General features: G+C 39.7%; 19 protein-coding genes. 10 read left to right on the forward strand and 9 right to left on the reverse strand.

Annotated features, from left to right (window positions below):
- Positions 1 to 3 precede the first annotated feature (3 nt).
- Genes EHR07_RS00725 through EHR07_RS00745 form a run of 5 tightly spaced genes read left to right on the forward strand, consistent with a single transcriptional unit; the run spans position 4 to position 4,077 of the window.
- A complete protein-coding gene (locus EHR07_RS00725; protein ID WP_135743303.1) occupies positions 4 to 1,995 on the forward strand; it encodes a FapA family protein in 1,992 nt (663 codons plus the stop codon).
- Positions 1,996 to 2,006: 11 nt separating this feature from the next.
- Positions 2,007 to 2,297, forward strand: a complete 291-nt coding sequence (locus EHR07_RS00730; protein WP_135743304.1) for a hypothetical protein — start codon at positions 2,007 to 2,009, stop codon at positions 2,295 to 2,297.
- 47 nt (positions 2,298 to 2,344) lie between these two features.
- Positions 2,345 to 3,220, forward strand: a complete 876-nt coding sequence (locus tag EHR07_RS00735) for a hypothetical protein (RefSeq protein ID WP_135743305.1) — start codon at positions 2,345 to 2,347, stop codon at positions 3,218 to 3,220.
- Between the two features lie 12 nt (positions 3,221 to 3,232).
- Complete coding sequence (locus EHR07_RS00740; RefSeq protein ID WP_135743306.1) at positions 3,233 to 3,517, forward strand: DUF370 domain-containing protein; 285 nt, start codon at positions 3,233 to 3,235, stop codon at positions 3,515 to 3,517.
- Positions 3,514 to 4,077: a guanylate kinase gene (locus tag EHR07_RS00745; protein WP_135743307.1), complete on the forward strand. Its 564-nt coding sequence runs from the start codon at positions 3,514 to 3,516 to the stop codon at positions 4,075 to 4,077. The genes EHR07_RS00740 and EHR07_RS00745 overlap by 4 nt, the downstream gene beginning before the upstream one ends.
- Positions 4,078 to 4,145: 68 nt before the next feature.
- On the opposite strand, the gene EHR07_RS00750 is transcribed toward EHR07_RS00745, so the two are convergent.
- Entirely contained in the window at positions 4,146 to 4,796 is a 651-nt protein-coding gene (locus EHR07_RS00750) for a periplasmic-type flagellar collar protein FlbB (protein WP_135743308.1), read from the reverse strand.
- Positions 4,796 to 5,395, reverse strand: coding sequence for a flagellar export protein FliJ (locus tag EHR07_RS00755; RefSeq protein ID WP_135743309.1), 600 nt, complete (start codon positions 5,393 to 5,395; stop codon positions 4,796 to 4,798). The genes EHR07_RS00750 and EHR07_RS00755 overlap by 1 nt, the downstream gene beginning before the upstream one ends.
- Positions 5,396 to 5,477: 82 nt before the next feature.
- Between EHR07_RS00755 and EHR07_RS00760 the strand changes: the two genes are divergently transcribed.
- On the forward strand, positions 5,478 to 8,624 hold the full coding sequence (locus EHR07_RS00760; protein ID WP_135743310.1) for a SpoIIE family protein phosphatase: 3,147 nt from the start codon (positions 5,478 to 5,480) through the stop codon (positions 8,622 to 8,624).
- Positions 8,625 to 8,722: 98 nt separating this feature from the next.
- On the opposite strand, the gene EHR07_RS00765 is transcribed toward EHR07_RS00760, so the two are convergent.
- The 5 genes from EHR07_RS00765 to murA all read right to left on the reverse strand — a co-directional run bounded on the left by EHR07_RS00765 (position 8,723) and on the right by murA (position 13,633).
- Complete coding sequence (locus EHR07_RS00765; protein ID WP_135743311.1) at positions 8,723 to 10,087, reverse strand: FliI/YscN family ATPase; 1,365 nt, start codon at positions 10,085 to 10,087, stop codon at positions 8,723 to 8,725.
- 156 nt (positions 10,088 to 10,243) lie between these two features.
- Positions 10,244 to 11,023, reverse strand: coding sequence for a hypothetical protein (locus EHR07_RS00770; protein ID WP_135743312.1), 780 nt, complete (start codon positions 11,021 to 11,023; stop codon positions 10,244 to 10,246).
- A gap of 136 nt (positions 11,024 to 11,159) precedes the next feature.
- A complete protein-coding gene (locus tag EHR07_RS00775; RefSeq protein WP_002973161.1) occupies positions 11,160 to 11,474 on the reverse strand; it encodes an LIC10235 family protein in 315 nt (104 codons plus the stop codon).
- A gap of 176 nt (positions 11,475 to 11,650) precedes the next feature.
- Positions 11,651 to 12,328, reverse strand: coding sequence for a 4Fe-4S dicluster domain-containing protein (locus EHR07_RS00780; protein WP_135743313.1), 678 nt, complete (start codon positions 12,326 to 12,328; stop codon positions 11,651 to 11,653).
- On the reverse strand, positions 12,329 to 13,633 hold the full coding sequence (murA, locus tag EHR07_RS00785) for a UDP-N-acetylglucosamine 1-carboxyvinyltransferase (protein ID WP_135743314.1): 1,305 nt from the start codon (positions 13,631 to 13,633) through the stop codon (positions 12,329 to 12,331).
- A 44-nt stretch (positions 13,634 to 13,677) separates the two neighbouring features.
- Here murA and EHR07_RS00790 point away from each other — a divergent pair, with 44 nt between their 5' ends.
- Positions 13,678 to 14,823, forward strand: a complete 1,146-nt coding sequence (locus EHR07_RS00790; protein ID WP_135743315.1) for a hypothetical protein — start codon at positions 13,678 to 13,680, stop codon at positions 14,821 to 14,823.
- A gap of 12 nt (positions 14,824 to 14,835) precedes the next feature.
- On the opposite strand, the gene EHR07_RS00795 is transcribed toward EHR07_RS00790, so the two are convergent.
- Positions 14,836 to 16,602: a glycoside hydrolase family 3 protein gene (locus EHR07_RS00795; protein WP_135743316.1), complete on the reverse strand. Its 1,767-nt coding sequence runs from the start codon at positions 16,600 to 16,602 to the stop codon at positions 14,836 to 14,838.
- 91 nt (positions 16,603 to 16,693) lie between these two features.
- On the opposite strand from EHR07_RS00795, the gene EHR07_RS00800 reads away from it, so the two are divergent.
- Positions 16,694 to 17,863 carry a DUF3095 domain-containing protein gene (locus EHR07_RS00800; RefSeq protein WP_135743317.1) on the forward strand — a complete coding sequence of 390 codons (1,170 nt, stop codon included), beginning with the start codon at positions 16,694 to 16,696 and terminating at the stop codon, positions 17,861 to 17,863.
- Positions 17,864 to 17,876: 13 nt separating this feature from the next.
- Here EHR07_RS00800 and EHR07_RS00805 read toward each other — a convergent pair whose 3' ends face one another.
- Positions 17,877 to 20,669, reverse strand: a complete 2,793-nt coding sequence (locus tag EHR07_RS00805; protein ID WP_135743318.1) for a DUF1554 domain-containing protein — start codon at positions 20,667 to 20,669, stop codon at positions 17,877 to 17,879.
- Between the two features lie 301 nt (positions 20,670 to 20,970).
- Between EHR07_RS00805 and EHR07_RS00810 the strand changes: the two genes are divergently transcribed.
- Positions 20,971 to 21,675: an OmpA family protein gene (locus tag EHR07_RS00810; protein WP_135743319.1), complete on the forward strand. Its 705-nt coding sequence runs from the start codon at positions 20,971 to 20,973 to the stop codon at positions 21,673 to 21,675.
- Complete coding sequence (locus EHR07_RS00815; protein ID WP_208739645.1) at positions 21,665 to 22,888, forward strand: hypothetical protein; 1,224 nt, start codon at positions 21,665 to 21,667, stop codon at positions 22,886 to 22,888. Before EHR07_RS00810 ends, EHR07_RS00815 begins: the two co-directional genes overlap by 11 nt.
- Positions 22,889 to 22,927 lie beyond the last annotated feature (39 nt).

A 22,927-nucleotide genomic window follows, 5' to 3' on the forward strand; every position in this document is an offset into this window, starting at 1 on the left:
GATATGTCGCTCACTGAATTTCTTACAGAGGAACTGAAAGAGTTCGATCGTAAGGAAAAAGAACAAGTGGAAGTCATTGCCGATACCATAGAAGAGTGTCTGGCAATTGCATCGCAGCACTTGGGTCGCAAAGTTCATGAGATCGATTATACGGTTTTAAAAAGAGGAAAAAAATCCTTATTCTTTTCTGAACCTTATCATATTCGTGCCTCCATCATTCCCGATGACATGTTATTAGATGAACTAAGTCTTTTGGATGAACATCTAACGGGTGGTAGCGGGAAATTAGTTTCCAAAGATTTAAAAGAACTGGTCACTCCCAAAAACAAAGATGGTCGCGTTACCGTTAAGATATATAGAACCGGTGTTTTTTTAACTGTTTATCCCCCTACTGGTGAAGGATTGGAAATGACTATGGCTGATGTATCCAAGAAACTTTCGTTTCGCGGAGTCGCCGGTGTTGATCAAAACCTAATTAATAAAATTCTCAAAGAGAAGAAGGGTGAACCAGTTCTCATATCGAATCAGAAACCAAAAGCCGGAAATGACTCTAGTTGCAACGTAGAAATTGCCCAAGAAAATATGCGTGCCTTTGTCACTGTGTTTCCCGCAAGGCCAGGTGGTCGTGATTTAGAGGTTTCCGATGTTGTGGCCGCCCTCAAAGGGATGGGTGTGGCTCACGGATTAAAAGAAGATGAAATCAGAAGGTGTTTGGATGAAGACATTCATAACAAACCTTTTATTGGGGCAGAGGGTGATTTCCCGGTAAACGGAAAAAATGCGGAAATCAAATACTATGTTCGCACCGAAAAGAAAATCAACTTCAAGGAAGATCAGTCGGGCCGCGTCGATTACAAAGACTTAGATATGATCGAAAACGTTGTCGTGGGACAACTGTTAGCCGAAAAAATCCCTGCCGAAAAAGGAAAATTTGGGCGCAATTTATTTGGAATGGTATTACCTGCCAAAGATGGTTTGGATACCGAACTCAAACAAGGAAAAGGTACTATTTTGTCGGAAGACAAAATGCGACTCACAGCAGAGGTCAACGGCCAGGTGTTATATGCTGCAGGTAGACTTTCTGTGGAAACCGTTTACCGTATCAATGGAGATGTGGGAGTTCGTACTGGTAATGTTACCTTCCTTGGTTCTATCATCATCACAGGAAACGTGGAAGACAATTATTCTGTGAAAGCCGCAGGTAATATTGAAATTTATGGAACAGTCCAAAAAGCCATTGTGGAAGCCGATGGCGATATCATTGTCCGCCAAGGGGTGACGGGAAGAGAAGAAGCACGTGTGGAATCCACAGGCGGAAACATTGTCGCTAAGTTCATCCAAAACGCCACTTGTATTACCGAAAAAGACATCATCGTCCAAGAAGGAATTTTACATTCCCATCTCATGGCAGGTGGTAAGGTTTCTTGTAAAGGAAAACGGGGACAAATTGTGGGGGGAACCATCCAAGCGGCCCAACTCATTTCTGCTAAAATCATTGGCTCACAAGCCAACCCACAAACCGACCTCATTGTGGGAAATAACCCGAAGATCCTCAAACAGATCCAGGAATACGAAGAAAAGCGAAAAGAGAACCAGGACAAACTGGACCAACTCACAAAAACGATGCGAACTCTCAAAGCGAGAAAAGAAGCCGATCCTGCCAGTTTTACGGCCGAACAGGACGCTCATTTGCAAAAATTGGACGCAGGAACAAAGAAACTCGAAAAACGCATCGCAGAGGCAGGAAAGGACATCCAAACACTTACCGAATATATGGACGAACAGGCGGCGAATGGGCGTATTTCGGTCGAGAAGACCATTTTCCCGGGAGTTACCATCCGTATCCGCAATGCTGAGTTTAAACTCCGTCACGAGACAAAGGCAAAGACTTTCTACGAAGAGGAATCCCAGGTCCGCAGTGCTCCTTACGAAGATCCAGACGAAACGAAAAATGACTGGAGAAAAAAGAGAGGCCGTGGTAAGTCTAAGAATTAGGAGGGATTTCGATGATTCTCAACGAAAACTTCGCAAGTCTCACGCACCACTACGATTTTGCACGTAGGGCCCAGGCAGAGAATCCCTTCACCCACCAAAACCAGGTGGTAGAATTGCAAAAGGTTGTGTTCCAAACCCAAAACCGAGCTCAAACGGTACCCGATCCAAAATCAGGAAACCAGAGTTCGGCGGCGAAACCGAAACAAGATAAAGAAAATTCGGTTTATGCTTATTCCAAAGAGGGAGTCATTTTTGACCGACCTGGTTTGGAAAGAGGATCTCGTTTTGATTTAAAAGTTTAAAGTTCTCACTCCGGAATGTTGTTGGAAATGTTCTGCAGGAGAATGTCATGGAACTCTTTTCCCTTGTTCTAATTAATTTATTATTTTGTGGGATGATGTATGTCTTCATCTCAGCAAAAGTCCAAAAAGCAGTCTCAGAGTATTACGATAAAAAATTAAACCGTGCTATTGATATGGCCACCCAAGAAACCATACGAGAGTTAGATGCTACAGTGGCAGTCATCGAATCTAAAATGGTGGCTCTTCGTTCTATGATGGAACGAGGTGAAGTATTGGTAAAAGAATTCAAACATTACCAGTCCACGGGTCTTTCGATGAAATCTGAGTTAATTCCAGAACCAAACCTAGGAGAAGAACCGATTCTTGATCTGAAAGAACAAAGAACAGGGATTGGCAAAATTTACCAAGCTAATCAAATTCCGGTTCCAAGTGATGACGTAGAAACGACAGAAGGTGCCGTGAACCAAGCCTTTGGAAAATTGGGAAAGGCAGTGAAAGGGATTTTTGGGATGGAACAAATCCAATCACCATCTGTAGAAGCTATCGATAATTTAGAAGTTCCTACTTTTCAACCTAAGATGAATTATACGGTAGGTGGAAATCCATTTACTGAAGAAAAACCAACGGAAGCGATTCGAAACGAACTAACAGAAGGATCTAAAAAAAGAGAATTCTTAAACGAAGTTTCAAAAGCAAATGATCCAGCATTTGCGTCTTATCAAAAAATGAATTTGGATAAAGTGGAACTATCGATTGAATCGGCACTAGAAGAACTTGCTCCTTCCGCAACGAAAATTGATAAAGTGGTGCATCTCATCAAAAAAGGATACAAACACGATGAAATTTCAGAAGCCATGAATATTGGCATTCATGAAATTCATTTAATAGAAACGATTCGACTTGATCGATCTAGAAGAATCTAAAAATATGTTTCCATGTCTTCGTTTCCGGTACTCAATGTAGGATTTTCAAATGTAGTATTCGTTTCGAAAATTCTTACCATTCTCCAAGCGGATTCTGCTGGTGCCAAACGCCTTCGTTCGGAAGCAAAATCGGAAAGTAGACTCATTGATGCCACAGGTGGTCGCAAAACACGCTCTGTTCTTGTTTTAGATTCAGGACATATCCTTTTATCCGCCATTCGCCCAGAAAGTTTAGCCAAACGTTTAGAGTCAGGGGATAATCATTTTGCAGAAGGCGAAGAGGAGTCCGAAGATTGAACGTTCGTCCTAATTTATACATAATCTCTTCTGTGGCTGGTGGTGGAAAGTCGACGATCATCGCCGCTCTCCTTAAAGAAAATCCCGATTTTTATTTTTCTATTTCTTGTACCACAAGAGCACCAAGACCGGGGGATATCGAAGGGAAAACCTATTACTTTCTTTCGGTAGATGAGTTCAAAAAACGGATTGATGCGGATGATTTTTACGAATGGGCAGAAGTACATGGAAACTACTATGGTACTCCCAAAGGCCCCATTCTCGATGCCATTCGTGACCATCGTGTTGCTCTTTTGGATTTAGATGTCCAAGGTGCCAAAACAGTAAAGGCATTGCGTCCAGAATCCGTGACTATTTTTATTGAACCACCTAGTAGAGAAATATGGATCGAAAGATTAATCCGCCGAGGGACTGATTCCCAAACTAGTATTGAAAGAAGGATACAAAATGGGATCAAAGAATTGGAGGAAGCACCTAATTTTGATTATGTGGTGGTGAACGATCAGTTGGAAGATGCCATAAGAGAAGTAAAATCCATTTTGTATGGCATAAAAAAATAAAACTTTAAATCGGTTTGTTATCGATTCCTTTTATTACAGCAGAAAACTTTTAAATTAACGGCCCCTAATTAAGGCTCGTCGTTATCTTCATCAATACTTTTGCCATAATTGGGAACATTTTTTGCTCCCGCATCCAACCATTTATTGGAAATCACTGACCTTCTTTCGGCAGGGAACAAAGTGAGTAGGTAAGTGGTAATGGTCTGTCTACCTTCTTCCTCGGCATCTCTATCCATTTGTTCGAACACTTCTATGATATCATAATCAGGCCAATTGATTAACATATCTCTCGCTGATTCGGGTGGCATATTGGCAACTTTGTTTGCAAGTACCTTCACTTTTTCAGCGCGGGCATTGTCTTTTTTCAATTTGTCTGCCATTTCTTTTTCTTTACGTTGGATTCCTTCTTTGAGTTCTTCCAAACGTTCTTTATCTGCATTTAGAGATGAAGATTTTTCCTCTAACTCACGTTTCATCTGTTCTAATTCTTCGCGGTCAGCGATGAGCCTTTCTTTTGCTTTTTCCATCTCCAACTTTTCTAGTTCCGTTGGTGAAAGTAAGTCTTGGTTAACAAGTCCTGCTTGTTTTTTTAAGAAAGGCAAATAGTCTTCTGCGTTGATAACCTGAAAGTAATCAAAAACAAAAAATCCAATGGCGATTAAGAAAAAAATAAGAACGATTAAAAAGAAGGATCTTGTGCTATCGGTTACACTTGCCATTATGATTTCCCTTGTCCTAGGTAGTATTTTTCATAAAAATCACGAAGAGTTTTGAAGTCGGATGTAAGTTCATCACCTCCATCTTCGCGGTTCAAAATTTTGAAAGTTCTTGGTATCTTCTTAGATTTTGAAAGTCCAATGCTTTCTGTCGAATCGAATAATGATTGTTTGCTTAATTGTAGATTAAATTCTTCTACTTCTCTTCTTTCACTTCGATTTCGTTTTTTCTTCCATTCGGCAAATCGTTTGTCCTTTAAAACTTCGATTACCTTTTTGTTCATTCGAGCCACCATCACATCTTTACGAACCAAATTTACTTCTTCATTTTGAGTGGCGATTCGAGATTCTAACTCTTCGTTTCGCCTGATAAGTCCCTGGATGTATTGTTCGATGGACAGATAATCAGAAAGGCTCGTTCCTACTTTGGAAGAATTTAGGATTGCCTCATAGGAAGATTCGATTTCTCTTTCATTGGTATCCTTTTCACCGATGAGTGCATTGAGTTTGGAGACAACTAAAGAGAGCCTGCGGATTTCTTCTTCTTCCCGCCAACCCCTGAGCTTCAGAACCGTCTCTAAACTAAAACGAAATCGTTTCACACCTGTCTATTTCTTCGGTTCTGAATAATTTTTGTACTCTTTTTTACTCGTATTTTTAAAAAAATGAGTAAAACTTGCAATATTGTCCTTTAAATACTTACATCTGATTTTTGCGGCCTGGTTACCTATCTTTTTAGGTTTTCCTCATTTATACGCAACGTCTCCGGCTGAAATCCTGCGGAAAAGCAAAGGAAATCCCGTTCATTTGGAAGGCGAATGGGAGTTTTATCCTCATACCTTTCTCTCAGAAACAAATCAATTGCCTGAGTCCAAACTCCAAGTTTTGGTACCTGGAATTTGGAATTCCGAACTTGGGACGGGAAATGGATTCGGAACTTATCGTTTGGTTTTGGAGAGACCAGAAGGCACAGATTTAGAGACCGTTTACGGAATCAAACTTGTAGATTCTGCCACCGCCTCACGAGTGTTTTGGAATGGAAAACTTCTTGGGTCTTCCGGAACGGTTTCCAAAAATCCAGAAGAGTCAAAACCTTCCTACCAATTCCAATTTTACCCTCTCCCTTGGAAAAAGGGACCTAACGAATTATTGGTGGAGATATCTAATTTTCATCATGACAAAGGTGGAATGTGGGAACCTCCTTATGTTGGTGAGTGGAAAAAACTTTTTAAAGAAAATGAAAAAGATTTAGCCTCCTCTTTGTTTTTAGCAGGGGCAGTGTTCATCATTGCTTTGTACCATTTTGGATTATTCTATTTTAGAAGATCGGATAAAGGAAATTTGTTATTTGGGTTAGCTGCACTTTTGTTATCAGTAAGAACCCTTTTCACCGGAGAAAGATTTGTATTTAATGAATTATCTCCCCTTATTACTTGGAATATTTGTCTTCGGATTGAATATCTAACTTTCTATTTATCTCCTTATCTATTCTTTGCTTTTTTTCGTGAATTTTATCCCAAGTTTTACCCTCGTTGGATGGACCGAGTTCTGTTTATCCCAACTTTGATATTCATTAGTTTTCTTTTGTTTTTACCAACTCCCATTTATACAAAGTTAAACGGCTATTTCCAGATTGTGTTTCTATCTGGAATCTTAATGATTTTACAAGGAGTGTTTCGTGCGGTTGTCAATCGGCAGGAAAGTAGTTTGTTATTTTCAATCGGTATCATTTCAGTAGCGATTGCTGCTTTTATTGATTTAATGAATGCGTATCAGATTGTTTATACTGTAGAAGCAATTCCTATTGGAATTTTTATATTTATTTTAGTGCAGTCCCTAACACTCTCTAGACGGTTTAGTCGCGCTTTTTCTGATGTAGAATCTCTTTCCAAAAGACTACTTGCTTTAGATAAACTCAAAGACGAGTTTTTGGCAAATACTTCGCACGAATTAAAAACACCTTTAAATGGAATCATTGGTATCGCCGAATCTATGTTTGATGGAATAGGTGGACGTCTCAACCAAGAACAAAGACAGAATTTAGGAATGATTGTCAGTTCAGGAAAACGATTGTCTTCCCTTGTAGATGATATTTTAGACTTTTCCAAAATGAAAAACAGAGACTTGGATTTGGACCTAAAAGCCATTGATTTACATCAAATTTGTGATTTGGTGCTTGTGATTTCCAGGCCACTCTATGTTACAAAAAATCTAACCGTTCGCAATCATGTTCCTGTCGATTTTCCTCCCATTTTGGGAGATGAAGCAAGGCTCCAACAAATCCTTTTTAATTTAATTGGAAATGCGATTAAATTTACAGAGAAAGGTCGTATCGATGTTTCCGCCGAGATTTCGGAAAAAATGTTGGTACTTTCTATAAAAGATACAGGGATAGGAATTCCTAAAGATAAGTTTGCTGATATTTTTAGATCTTTCGAACAAGTGGATTCTTCCACCACACGAAAGTTTGGTGGGACTGGCCTTGGCCTTGCCATTTCAAAACGTTTGGTGGAGTTACACGGCGGTTCCATCTGGGTGGAATCCACGGAAGGGGAAGGTTCTACGTTCCGATTTACGCTTCCATTGGCAAGAGAAGGCGAAATCCCAATGGAAAAACCTCCTCAGAAAAAGACTGACTTGTGGTTTGGGGGTGAGTCTCCTGAATTTGAGCCTATCGAAGAAACTTGTGATGAATATGATGGCGAAAAAATCAAAGTTCTCGTTGTAGACGATGAACCGATCAACCGCCAGGTTCTCAAAAATCATTTAACACTGATTGGTTGTGATGTACATGAAGCATCCAATGGCGGCGATGCCATCAGAATGGTTCGAGATGATGGCCCATTTGAGTTGATGTTACTTGATATCATGATGCCCGGAATGAGTGGATATGATGTTTGTACTGTTTTACGTGAATCTTATTCTTTATACCAACTACCGATTTTATTTTTGACTGCCAAAAACCAAATCACTGACATCATTGCTTCCTTAGAAGCTGGTGGAAATGATTATTTGGCAAAACCTTTCGACAAAAGAGAGTTAATCTCTAGAGCCAAAAATTTGATTACCTTAAAAAAGGCAGTGGAAGAACAAAACAAGTTTATTGCTTTTCAGAATGAATTGGGACTCGCAAGAAAACTCCAAAGTTCAATCTTACCTGAAGAAGCCCCTGCTATCGTTGGTATCAAAACAGAATTCTATTATGAGCCAATGGACAGCGTAGGCGGTGACTTCTTTGATTTTCACGCGATTTCCGAGACAGAACTCGGTGTGATGGTTGCGGATGTATCGGGACATGGGATTCCTGCTGCCCTTATCTCTGCCATGTTAAAAATTGCTTTTTCCACGCAAGTTAGGTTATCGAGAGAACCTGCCCAGTTAATGACACAAATCAACTCCACCTTACTTGGAAAAATGAAAGGTGCTTTTCTCACTGCCTCTTATATATATATTAATTTAGAAACAAAAGAATTAGTCCATGCTCGTTGTGGTCATCCTCCCCTGATTATCAGTCGTTTAGGAAATTCGAAACCTTCTTTAAGTTTACCACAAGGAAAACTGATCGGTTGGATCCCTGAACTAGATATACAGGAAGATGTTGTTTCTCTGAGATCTGGTGACCGAATTGTATTGTATACGGATGGGATTACGGAAGCCACTAACTCCGATAAGGAAATGATTGGCCAGGAAAATTGGGAAAGTATTGTTCAGAGATACAGTGGATATCCAATTCCCGAATCCAAACGTTTGTTACTCGAAAGGATCAAGGAATTTACAGGGAATCGTTCTCCTGATGACGATGTCACTTTGGTAATTTTAGAAATCGAATAAAAATACTGACTTATCAATTGGTTTTTTAAATTGTTATCTGAAGATTTGTTTTATTGGTTAGTTTGAAGGTTTTTCAAAAAAATATTTAAAACCTTAGATTAAAAATCATCTTCTACACGAGCGGAGGACTGAAGTATTTTGGCCAATCGGTTGGTTGCATCTTGGTAACTAGACTTTTCTTCAATCCTTTGTCTAAGATAATCATCAATTTGTGATTTTTTATCAATCGCCATATCTACTTTTTCGTCGGCTCCGCGAACATAGGCGTTTAATAAAATAATATCTTCTGAGCTTTTATATTTCGAAATAAGTTCTCTTACGATGGAAGAACGCATATAATGATCTTCGTTGACAATCTTTTGCATAAGTCTTGAAAGGGAAGCGGGTACATCGATCGCAGGGTAATGGCTTTGTTCTGCTAGTTTTCTTGTTAGAACAATATGTCCGTCGATAAATCCGCGAACCTTATCTGCAACAATATCATCCATATCATCTTCTGCATCGGTCAAAACAGTATAAAACCCTGTAATAGAACCTCCGTTATGTGAAGTTCCTGCTCTTTCTACAAGTTTTGCCATTTTTGTGAAGACACTAGATGCATAACCTTTGGTTACCACAGGTTCTCCGATGGAAAGTTCTCGTAGTGCTTCGGCATAACGTGTAAGAGAATCCATATATAAATTGACGGACATCCCTTTGTCTCGGAAATATTCAGCTGCAGAACAGGCAAGGTTTGCACAACTGACTTGTTCCATTTTCGAAGAGTCTGAAGTGGCTACAAATACAACAGACCTAGTCATTGCTTCTTTGCCAAGTTCCACGTGTAAAAATTCATTTACTTCGCGTCCTCTTTCTCCGATAAGAGCAACAACGTTTACATCAGCATTTGTGTAACGAGCAATCATACCGAGTAAACTTGATTTACCAACACCGGAACCGGAAAAAATTCCAATCCTTTGTCCACGACCTACCGTTAACATTCCATCAATGGCCCGAACTCCCGTCTCTAAGATATCGGTGATGGGAGGGCGGTCTAGGGGGTTTAAAAACCTTGGTTCTGAAGGTCTCTCTTCTTTAGTAATGAGAATCCCTTTGTTATCAATGGGTTTGCCAAGACCGTTTAACACTCTTCCTAAAAGTTCTGGACCTGCATTCAGAGTAATTTGTCTTCCCGAAGAAAATACAAATGCATGAGGAAATATTTGTTGAGTATCACCTAATGGCATTAAGGTGTAAAGATGGTCTTTAAAACCGACCAGTACACATGGCAAATAACCTTTGTCAGACCCTCGTTCTACTTCTAAAATTTCTCCCACCTTGGAATCAGGTGGTCCTTGGGAGTAAATGACATTACCCACTACGGATACAACGACCCCACTTTTGCGAATGGGTTCAATTTTTTCGACGACATTCAGGTATTTGGAAATGGCATCGATATGTTCCGTAAATTTCTTTTCGATCATGGGGGCTTTTCACTCATCCAATCATGTGACATAATAAAATCAAGCGAATTGAGGATGAGGAGGGTGGTGTTTGGATCCAAAGTCTTCTCAGTGTATTCCGATGCCCCGTTCTCCTTTTCAGAGAAGAGGGACTTTCGTTTGTTTTCGGCTAAGTGACTAACGACAGAGTTTGATTTGGTCTATATTGGAGATTTGGCGGGGAGTAGGCAGTTTTTTACCTAAAACCACATTCCCACCTTCTCCCAAACTTGCGGATTCATAAGCCCATTTTCCAAAGTTGGTAGGAACCGTGAAACAATCGGGAAAGGATTTGGTTTCGATAATCTCGGAACCAGTCCATAAAAGAATGCGGTCTGGAGTTCGGAGATACAATTTTTTTCCATCCTCGGCCCAACGAATTCCATAAAGTGGGAGTGCCGTCCAAAAATTGATAGGGAAACTTTGGATTTTTTTGTCAGAAAGTTGGATGATATTTAATTCAAATTCGGAAAACTCACCTTCTTTTTTAGGGTTTGCTGTGACTAGAGCCACCAAGTTTCCATTAGGTGATGGAGCCATTTGAAAGATAATTCGGTTTTCGGGTATTGCTGGATAAGAAAAAGCACCACCAGTTTCAGGATAAAGGGACAAAGTTTGGTTTAAAGTTCCATACTCATCATCTTTTCCATATAATACAAATAAGGTGGATGAATCTGTGTGATAAAAAATTCCATCTCCCAAAGACCAGGAAGGGAGAGTCCATTCCTTAACAGACTTTCTACCTGTTGGTGTATTTTTTACTAATTCAATTTTGCTTTTATAATTTCTTTTATCTGTAGTTCCGTTCATAGGATTCCAAGAGTCTTTCTCTTCATATTCAACCGTTAAGATTAAATTAAAATTAGGATCATTACTCGGAGACACTTCTTGTGGCAATTGCGCATGTCGCCAAATCATTTGGGAGCATCCAAAGAGGGATAGGGCAAGAATTGGTAAGAGAAATTTCATGAAAAAAAGATAAGGCTCGGAGATTGTCTGTAAACAAAAAAGGGGACCAAAGTCCCCTCTTAGTTAGAAAAATGAAAGGAAAGGACTATTTTCCTTTTTTTGCTTTCGCTTTTTCTTTGTTTTTTTGATCAATTTCAGCTCTGTGTGTATCACAAAGTCTGTAAAGGATGCCTGTTACAGGATTTTTACGTGTTACTTTAGTTCCACAAACGATGCAAAGACCTTGCGCTCTTCTTCTTTTGTAGAGTTGTTGCACTCTTTCTGCACCAGAAGCTTTGTATTTAGAGATTTGAATTCTGAATCCTTTGAAAAGGTAATTTCCAATGGATTTTTCAGGATCTTTTTTCAAATCCTCTGCAATTTTGTCAATTTGTCCTGGGCCTACTTTTTGTGGTTCCATAGCTTTCTTTTTCCTTTAAATCTAGATTTTATCTTTTTTTTGACGAGGGAAAATCCCTTGCCCTAACAAAGGTATCTCTCTGCTCTCTTAAAAATTCAAGATATTTTTTTGATCGAATAACAATTTTTTGATGTTTTGCGATGATTTTATTATATAAAACGATTGATAGGCGATGGTTATTGTTTTTTGAATTTAATCTGAATTGCTTTCGGAAAACTTGGACAAGATTCAACGCATAACCCGCAACCCGTACAAGAAGATGAGGCAAAAACAGGCAAATTCCCTTTAAATTTCACTGTTTTTTCAATTGGGCAGGTAACAAAACACGCATTACAAGTGGATTCACCTGTTTTTTCGTTAATGCAATGTTCTGTGATGGCTTTCGCCTTACCAAAATTTGGTTTTTCACCGGACAGTTCGTACGGTAAGAGTGCCTCTTCAGGACAAACACTAATGCAGGGCCAGTCAGTGCATAGATGACAGGCTTTTGCGTTAGGATCCAAATGTGGAAATATTTTTCCTTCTTCCCCTGCTGTAACAGGGAATAAGACGGCATAAGGACAGGCAAAAATACATTCATTACAACCTGTACAACGGGAAAAAAAATCAGGAGAAGCACCAGGAGGTAGGGATAATGTCTGGAACATTCTGGTTTTACGTTTCCGGACAGTTGTTGGTTTTGGGGGCAACTTTTCCTTGCTAGATGGAGAAATTGCCTTTTGTTTTCCTTTTTGTTTGGGAGTTTTTTCTTCTTCCCAAACTTCTTTGATCACCTCGGTGAGTTCATCTGCCTTCGTAAAGGTAAACTGAAAAACAGATTTAAATCCCTCTCGGAATAGGTCTTTTCGTTTCATCTAATCGGAGACTCTTTCGATTTGAGCACCCAAAGAACGAAGTCGGGTATCAATCGATTCAAAACCTCTATCAATCTGAACAATGTTATGAATTTCGCTTTGGCCTTCGGCACATAGAGCAGCAATGATCATGGCCATCCCCGCACGGATATCGGGGCTTGCGACCCTTTGGCCATACAAACGGTTGGCACCAATGACAATGGCCCTGTGTGGATCACAGAGGATGATTTGGGCACCCATGGCAATGATATTGTCCACAAAGAAGAGTCTGGATTCAAAAAGTTTTTCGTGGATGAGAACAGTTCCTTTACATTGTGTGGCTGTGACAAGGGCCACTGAGGTCATATCGGCAGGAAATCCTGGCCAAGGAGCATCATCGATTTTAGGAGTGGCTCCGTGATAGTCGGGAATGATTTCCATTTTTTGGTCTGAGGGAACAAGGATTCCATTTTCCGTGGGTCTTACTTCAATCCCTAACCTCGAATAAACCATTCGAATCATACGAATGTCTTCTGGATTGACATCGGTGATATGAATCTCTCCTCCCGTAACGGCCGCAAGACTGATAAAGGATCCAATTTCTAAATAATCCGATCCAATTCTATGTCGAAGCCCACCGGGTGGGGATTTTAGAGAACTAACACCTGTGATTGTTAGTTGGTTTGTTCCCACACCTTCAATTTTGGCACCAGCAGCAATCAAAAAACGACAAAGCCCTTGGACATGAGGTTCGGAAGCGGCATTACGAATCGTTGTTATGCCCTCGGCATAAACGGCAGCCATCACTGCATTTTCTGTGGCGGTAACGGATGCTTCATCAAGTAAAATGTCTTTTCCAACCAATCGGTCAGCGGTAATCATATACCCGTCGGGAAAAACTTCGATTTTGGCTCCCAGTGCCTCGAGTGCCAACAAATGGGTGTCCATACGGCGTCGGCCAATTTTATCCCCCCCTGGTTTGGGAAGAAATACCCTTCCTGTGCGTGCAAGGATAGGGCCAGCTAAAGTGACAGCTCCTCGGAGTTGCGAACAAAGTTCGTAAGGAAGATCCGATTTCACTGGATTTTTTTTCTGAAAGAGATAAGATCCTTTTGTATCGAGAGCACTGATTTCTACTCCTATTTGGCGGAGTACTTCCATAAGTTTCAGAACGTCTGCAATTTCTGGAAGGTTGTCTAGGATGACGTCTCCTTCCCAAAGGAGTAGGGCTCCCAGAAGTGGAAGTGCTTCATTTTTATTTCCTTGGGGAACAACAGTCCCGTGGAGAGGATTTTTGCCGATAATTTTAAAGTAGGAAGAGCTCACCTTGCTTCCATTCGACACAATACGGATATGAGGAAAAGTAAATTATGAATTTTATAGCACAAGTCGTTTGGATTTTTCCCAAATTTGATACGATCTACCTCTTTTACATCTTCCTAATGGGAGTTGCTGCCTTCATTTACGTGAAAGTAATGAATTACATACAAAACAAACAAACCAGTGTCGTGAACCACTGGGTTGAGTTTCAACGTTTTGCCGTAGCAAGAAAATGCAACCAAGTAGAACTGAATATTCTTCATGCGTTTTATGATCATCTCAGCGAAGAAGAACGTGAAATTTATCTTTTACCTGAAAATAGAAACAAATTAAAAAATGCGCTTTATCGTTACTTTTTAAAATCGAATGCAAACACAACAGAAAAGGAAGTGGATCTTTTTGATAAACTATTCCGATCCGGAGTTGAATTTAAAAAAGAAATTCTTTCTTTGAATGAACTGACAATAGGTGAGGTTGCGGCTCTCGAAGCAGATGGCCGTGAGGAACTTACCTATGTAATGCAAAAAACAACAGACGAACTTCTTCTATCGGTAAAAGGCCTTTCCAAGGATTTACTCGTTCCTGGTAAAGAAGCTAAATTATATGTATTTCGACCCAGTAGCGGCGGTTATTTGTTAGAAGGGAAAGTGGTTCGAACCAATGAAAGTGGAGTGATTTTTCATTTTAATGGAAAAATTGAAAGGAAAGGAGAATCACATTTGATGTTAACGGACAAAGTATCTATTACCGTTTCCCCTTGGCCACCACCTGATGAAAAAAAACAAGTTCTCGAGTTGGATAAAAATAAACTTTTACTCACAGAAGAAAATATTGATAAACAGTTAGAAGTATTAAAACGAATTGCCAAAGACCAAAAGGAAAATAACGAAAAACGTTTTGATATCAAAGAAACACCGAGACCTTTTATTACTTTGTCAGAAAGACTTTCTGATCGTGGCATTTTGTTTTCTTTTCCCCCGGGAACTTCTTCCGAAATTTGGAAACAACAAGATCTTTGGGAAGTTAGTTTTAGTTTTGAGAATGGACCTATGTTTCATATCAGAGCCAAGATGATGCCCACCAAACAAAAGTCAGATTTGTATTTACTACGTTATGTAGATGCTGATGAAACTGTGCGGAAAACTTTGTATGAAGAAATCCGCAAACGTGGTGGTATCAGAGAAGTTTTGACTTAAAAAATACTACTGTTATAATCTCTCGGGGAAGGCTCCTTTCGATGGAGTCTTCGATCCTTTTGGTAATAAAATTAAATCCACTGCGGGGATTTCTTTCCCCGAGGTGAGTTTTTCTCCTAATGCTTCCCATGATCCTTGGGTTAAAGAAAAAGATAATAAATAGTGTAAGTTTGGAAGCTCCGGAAGTTTGATAAAGGGAGTTCCTCCATGTAAAATCACAAACGTTTTGTTTGGGTATTTTTTTGCTAAGTTAAAAACGGAAAGAACTTCGTTTTCGGATGTGGAATCAAAAACGAAAGTTGTAAGAGTTTTATTTTTGATTTGGCTTGCGAAATTTTTGAAAGGCAGTGTGTCGATTTTTTTGGATTTAAGAGTTTCTTTCAGGCGGCCGTTCTTTGCAAAGGAGATTGTTTCCGTTTGTACAATTCCTGAAGTTGGAAAGGATTTTGGATACGAACGAATGGAGTCTTCGTTGATTTCTTTCACAAAGTTTTTGGATTGATTGAGTTTAATATACCTTTGTTTTCTTTCTTCGTTCCAATTGGTTAAATATTCTTTTTGTTTTGGGTTTTCGTCATATACTGTAGGCAAAATGGAGTTTGTATCATAAATACCGAGTTCTAATTTTTTGCGGATTTGTTTTTGCACTGCCTCTTTTAATTTGTCATGTTCCTTTCCGTCCTTGTCTACATAACGGAACTCTCCATTTTTATAAGCATCGCTGAGTTGTGCCTTGAATTTGCGAGCAGTTTCTCCCCAACTTGTAAGGAGAACTATATTGGCACCCGCAAGTATGGTTAAAACTCCTGGCCTGTCCTTTTCGTAGTTTTTAGAAATGGCATGCATCTCCATTGCATCAGTGATGATGATCCCATCAAAATTTAATTTTTTTCGTAAAACATCGGTTAATATAGTTTTGGAAAGTGTTGCAGGAAACTGCGGATCAATTTTTGGATAAACGATATGTGCAGACATCACTGCTTCGGCACCACCGGCAATGGATTTTTTGAACGGAACCAGTTCCAATTGTTCTAGTTCTTCTAGGCTTTTATTTATGATGGGAAGGCCTAAATGGCTATCCACAGTTGTGTCTCCATGTCCTGGAAAATGTTTGATGACTGGCAAACATCCTCCAGTACGAGCTCCTCTTTCATAAGCCACTGCTACATCAGAAACTCGTTTGGAATCAGAACCAAACGAACGTGTGTTGATGACAGGATTTAATGGATTGTTATTGATATCTAAAACAGGTGCGAATAAAAAGTTAAGCCCTAAGTTACGAAGTTCATAGGAAGTTACAAAACCAACAGTTTCTCCCCATTCCGTATTTCCAGTTTGGCCTACTGCCATTGCACCAGGGTAAGGTGTGATTCCATCTTGGACTCGAAACACACGTCCGCCTTCTTGGTCTGTGGAGATAAGAAATGGAGGAAGTCCATTGGCTTTCGCCTCCGCTTGTAGATTGTTTGTTAGAGAGAGGATTTCTTCTTTTTTACCTAAGTTTTTTCCAAAGAGAATGATCCCCCCTGGTTTTGTTTCTTTGATTTCTTCAATAGCAATGGCATCTACTGTTTTTTGTGGAATGGCGATGTGGATCGTTTGGCCAACCAGTTCCGCATCTGTCATGGCATTTGTGATGGCCCAGGCTTTATCCTCTAACCAAACCTTTCTTTCGTTGGCGGCTAGTTCATTTAAGTAAAATCCAAAACAATAGGAAGAGCCAAAAAATCCGAAAAGAAGAAACAGGGAAAATGTTGTGCGAAGTAAAACTTGGTTCATACGGTTTGATAAGTACGATTTACTGACGGCTTTTTCGAGACAACTAAGAAAAATATCCACTTTGTATACGAAATCCTTCGTCTGAGTTTCTGTGGATGATTTTTATAAAAACCTAAAACCAAGTCCTGAATTCCAAAATTTATTTTATGGTGAAGAACCCACAAAAGTTCCGGATGATTGGTTTGTATTGATTACCGATATTGTTGGATCAACAAAAGCGATAGAGGAAGGTCGTTATAAAGATGTAAATACGGCTGGTGGACTTACAGCGATAGCGGTTGCCAATGTATATGGGCATATGGATTTTCCATTTGTATTTGGTGGTGATGGGGTAACCTTTTTACTCCCCGTAAATCTACTGTTTCCCATTCGATCGGCGATTGCTGATACTATAGCCCAAGTGCGGTCAGCCTTTGGATTGGAGATGCGCGCAGGAATTGTTCCCGTACAAGAGTTGTACCGCGCAGGAGCCGATTTATTTTTAAGTAAATTCCGTGCATCTGCTCATTATGTTCAATGTTCTCTCTTTGGAGATGCGTTATCGCTTGCAGAAACTTGGATCAAAGAAGGAAAAGATGAGTCTTATTTAGTTCGAGAAAATGAAAAGATTTTTCCTGCTGATTTTACAGGTTTTACCTGCCGATGGAAGGATATCCCCAGCGAAAGAGGTGAGATTGTTTCTCTCATTGTAAAACCCATTCATCCAGATTTTGATGTTTGTAAAAAAACTATCACTCGTGTTTTGAATTTTATTCGATCTGAATATGGCGAAGAAGGGGATTATCATCCATTAAGAGTTAGTAATATAGAATTAGATTCTGGTCCTTATTTAAGAAAGGAAGCCATTGCCCGCATTGGAAAACCAAGTGGAATCAGATTCTATTTGGCACTAACACAAATTTGGTTGGAAAGAACAGTGGTGGCAATCGCTATGCAGTTTGGGATTCCCTTTCGCTCCGGACATTATTCATTAAACCATTTGAAAGAGTATCAAATTCTTTCTGCTGACTTTCGTAAATATGATGGAACCTTAAAAATGGTAATTGATGGATCCAAACATAATAGGGAGTCTCTTGTTAGTTTTTTAAATCAATTGGAATTGGAAGGATTGATCCGGTATGGAAATTTTGTTTCCAACCGGTCTCTGATGACCTGCGTATTAAAGGTGAACTCTTCCGAAGAAGTTCATTTCGTGGATGGAGCTGATGGCGGTTTTGCGATGGCCGCCAAAGTTTTGAAAGAAAAGTTAAAGTTGCTCTAGGAGAAGGATCTTTCTATTGTTCCACGCAGATTAGTTTTTTTAGTAAATCGCATCGCCTTGAAGCGTTGGATACGGAACCGTTGCCATTGCGAACCCAAATTTCACCATAGAAATACGTTGAGGAATTTGTTGTACAAGTTTCATAATTGAAGCCATGACAGTTTTGTCGATAAACAAGTGTGGCATCATTACATGCCGTTGCATCAGGGTTTAATGCCGTTTGGGTTGCAGGCGTTAGGGAAGCCGTATTTGTCATCCCAGTCCAAAATTCATCCGATGCAGTGGTTGAAAAATCACGAGACATGGAAGTTGGATTGAATAAGGCAGATCCATCAGTGATAAAAAGTCTTGTATATTCATCGCTACAAACATTATATCCTGAACCTGTACAGCGGTAATAATGATAGTTAGGTGAAAGGATCCAGTTAATTCCGTTAGGCACTCGGTGGTTGGCAATCGATGTATCACCAACACTATTACTGATGATCAAAGCTTTGTAGGTTCCTGAAACGCCCGTCGGTTTATTGTTATTGCAGGTAAGGTCAGCACCGAAAACTCCATCTGTTCCCATCTCTCCTTTATAGGAGTTGGCTGTTGTAAATATTTTTTTACCTGCTGGCTCGTCGTCTTCATTCGTAATGGAATGGTCGGAAGGGCTAGTTGCATTTTGGTAATTTGTGTCAGTATTCGCAGCCATTACTAAACGAATATCAAAGGGTTGGTTTCCATCGGCAAATAAATCATCCTTGCCACTGACTGTAAAAGATTGTTTTTTTGCTGAGGCAGCACATCCTGAATCGGAAGCATTCATCGTCTCCACTTCACTATTCACGGGAAAAGTGATTTGAGTAGGAGTTATCACATCACACTCATTGTAAGCTGCTTCTGTAGCTGTATATGTTTTACAGCTAATATTTAAAACCACTTGTTGTGTCGGGTTATTTCCCCCCAAACATACATGCACAGTGGCAACATTAGCTGTTCCTTCTTTTGGTGAACCTGTGTGAGTTACATAAAATGCTTTTTCATCGTCGGTTGTTGCTGCGTAAATATCAATGGGATCATAAGTCAAACCTCCAGAGGAAGTCGCTGTTGTGATTGTCCAATATTGTGTGAGGTCAACTAAAGCATCATCCACATGGGCCAAACCAATTCTGTTTGTGGCTCCTGTTTCCATTGTATTATAATTACTAGCGTCGATGGAAACACTGGCAGGAACTGTTCCTTCTGAAGTATCACTGGAAGTAAGACCAACAGAGATAGAACCGCCGGGAGAGGATTGAGTGATGAGCCAAATTTGAGTCGATCCGCCTTCCGCAGCACTAAGTTGATTGCCTATAGTTCCTAAAGGAGAACCTGAATAATTGCAAGGTTGGATGAGATGAGTCCCATCATTGTCACAAGATCGAATGGTAACGCTGGGTTTGTAAACTGTCGTACTATAAGTTGTATCGGAGGAACTCACTGTAAATGAGACTGTATAATTTTGGTTACCTGAATTTGCCGAATCTGTTTTTCCAATGGCACGAAAGGTTTGGTATGTATTCCAATCGCTTGGTGTAAACACCAAAGAAGGAGTTTGGATCGTACATTTATTTCCGCAATCGGATGTAAAATTTAATGTAACATTGTTTGTTGGTTTGGATCGGAGTCGAATTTGGAAGTTGGAATATTTATCTCCGAATTGATTGTTTTCATCTGTTGCAAAACCTGTTATTGCTGGAACGCTTGCACTTGCAGAATTGATTGTGGAACCACCGCTAAACTTTAGGACACTAAACCCAGGGACACTTTGGTCCAGATTGTAAACCACTACATTTCTTGGTTTGATTCCGTTGTAATCCGAATCGGTACTAGTTGTTTTTCCAAGTTCGATCGTATACGATTTTAATCCATCTAACTCTAAATCGTCGACAGAATCAACCCTGACTGTTTGGTCTGCACACCAATTTCCAGTTCCTGGACAAGTTCCTAGTGTGAATGTCAATGTTTTGGGATTCGTAGTTCCTTCTCGATTCCCAACATTCACCGCATCGTAAACATCATTAATGGGAATGGTCACATTGGCTGAGGGAGCGGTTCTAAGTTTTACTTTAAAAGTACCATAGGTAGTTGTCGCCGAAGGGCCTGGTTCTTCCATAACACGAATATTGGAAACTCTTACACCCGGGGCCTCATCATCTTCGAGTGATACAGAAATATCGCAGGCATCTTTATTGGAATAAGTTCCTGATGTTACCTTTCCATCCCCATCTTTTTGAACCATTTTTCCTAAGTCTACTGTCATTGGATCCACAACGGCACTTCTATCTCCATCGTTAACTACTGTAAATCGCAGACACTGCCTTGCCGTTAATCCGTTCCCTGTAAACGTAAGCTTTGATGGAAAGGCAGCAGGTCCAGGAACTGACTGAGCGGAGGTGATTCGTGTGCCATAGTTTGAGGAGAGTGATACAGGAATTTCTACAGATCCAGTAAATGGAGAGCTAGGGTAAATACAGGTTTCGAAACTACTGTATCCCCAATCGTTTTCTGTAGGCGCAGGAGTCACTCCAGAATCTTCTGTTGTGCTAAATGATGCGGAAACATTGCCATCTTCCACTAGGTCAATTTTTTTTGTCGTAATCGTTACGTCAGTCGAACAAGCCGCAGTCGCCACTTCCTTCCCAAACAACTTATCGAACTGCTCGCTGAGTCCAAAAAGAAAAGTATCTCCAGCAGAGACTTGGCCACTACAATTTTGAAATAGGATGAATGAGAGACAAAGAATCAAAAGAGAGGATTTGATCTGTTGGTGAAAGTTCATAAATAATTTCCTGTTTCCAGTGGTTGGGTTGGTCCAATTGTTTTTGGCAATCAGATCGGGGCAACGAAAAACCTATGAAGAACAAATTTTGAATTGGCCTCCAAATATGCGTTAGTTGGTGGTGAAAAAACTAGCAGTTTGTAGTGAAATCCAAGGGGAGTTTTTAGTGTGAACTCCTAATGTATGTGTCAACTTTATGGTAGAATGATTTTACTTTTTATTTCTAAATCTGTTAATTTTAGCTGAACTAATTTTCATTTGATTTTCCCAATCACTTCTCAAGATAAGGACTGTTGGCTTTATGCGTAAAAGAATATACTTATCAATCATAATCCATTCCACCTTCCTTTTGTTATTTGTTATCAATTGCAATAGTATTGTAAAACAAGAATGGAAGGATTCAGTTGCTTTTCAAAAATTCTGCGGATGTGTCACTCCTAAAGAGGAGAAAGCTGGCGACTATTTGGGAAGTTTACCAGTAGGTTCTTTGGATAAACTGGGAACTTCGGAATATTTGGAGAAATTGTATAAAGGTCTTCGCGGTGATTTTGAACACTCCGGAACGCCATTTGAAGAAGTGGGAGGAAGTCTTGTTGGAAAAGGGGTCGAACTCAAACGAATTGAAGATGATGAAAAACGTCTTAGAGAACTTTTAATTGTCATTGATGGAGACGTAGCTTTCCCATCTGGAAAATCAACTCTCACTCCAAAAGCAAAAGAACTCATCGCTAAAGTTGGGGACGCTATGGATGCTTATCCTGAAACTAATTGTCGAATTGGCGGACACACGGATAGTGTGGGGGCTTTTTCGATGAACCTAAAACTTAGTAAGGAGCGTTCTCAATCCGTAAAACTTGAATTAAAACTAATTCACCGAATTGTGGAAGAACGTTTTAAGGAAGTGGATGGTTTCGCTGATTTACATAAAATTGTAGATACAATGCTTGCTGAAAAGAAAAACCGTAGAACAGAAATTTATGTAGGGACGGTTCGCATTGTTTATTAAAGTCCGTACGATTTTTTTATTTAGTTTATACAATTATCTATTTCTAGTTTTATTTCTTGGACTTGTTTTTCCTTCCTTTGCCGAGGAAACAAAAAAAGAAGTAGTGAGTCCTGGAGTTAAACAGGAAGGAAAAGATTCAGAAAACAAAACATCCATTCCATTAGAAGATAGAGAAGATAACAAAACTCGAATGGATATTTTTAATCAGGTGTATGAACATAGAGTAATGTTTCGCACAGGTTGGGGTATCGGAAAACTCTCTCCAGCAATTCTCAATGAAACGGGACCCGCATGGTTTCAGAATTCTCTTTTTCGACAAATCACAGAACCAGGCTCTCCGCTTTCAATTCCATACAAACCAGTAAAAGATTTGGGTGTTAATTCTCAGTTTTGGGACATTCGGTACGGTTACAAAAATAAATTTGAAATCCAATTAGCCGAAGATATTTCCCTTGGTGTTTATAGTAGGGATCTTCCTGCCTCCAATAACTTTTTTTCACCAAGAACTGATACTTATTGGGCCAGTGCTTTTGAAGGGAACCGTTTGTTGCGATTTGAAGGCGTAAGCCAACACCTTCGGTTTTCCTATACACATCCTTTTTCCAAAATCTTTATGATCGGTCCCTCTATCAACTTCCATCGTTATACGGAGAGAAATAATATTTCCTATGGTTCCTATTCTACGAGCAGAGCAGAAGCAACAGTTCCTAACAAGGCTACTTGGTCTATTGGCGGCGATGCAAACGCAGAATATTCGATGAAAGGAATTTTGCCGGGAATTTTTGCAAAGTTGAAACTGAGAGATTGGTGGGAACTTCGAACCAGGTTAGAATTATTGGATCGAAAAGGAAACTTTTCTGTGTTAGGTTCTCAAATCATCCAAGAAACATTTAGTGATGGAAGTTCTAACTTAACAGGTGTGGTCCCTGCTTACGGTGGAAAGGTAAGAGACAAGGGAACCATACTAAACATAGAATCTTCTTTTCAATATTGCCGTTTTACTTTAGACATTGGAATGATCCGCCAAGATATCAAACGTAATTATGAGACCTATTTGGGTGATACACTTGGTGGGGTTCCAAGAAGTGATTATTCCTCTAGAAGTGTATATATTGGATTTTCGGAAATGTCTACCTCAGTCAAACATACGGTAACAGAATTTTACATAATGCCCGGAGTTTCCTTTTTTTACGACTCGGACAAAATTTACTGAATTCTTATTTTTTCCTTTGATTTTTCCTTAGTTTGGAAC

Source organism: Leptospira bandrabouensis (assembly GCF_004770905.1).
In the GTDB taxonomy this organism is placed as follows: domain Bacteria; phylum Spirochaetota; class Leptospiria; order Leptospirales; family Leptospiraceae; genus Leptospira_A; species Leptospira_A bandrabouensis.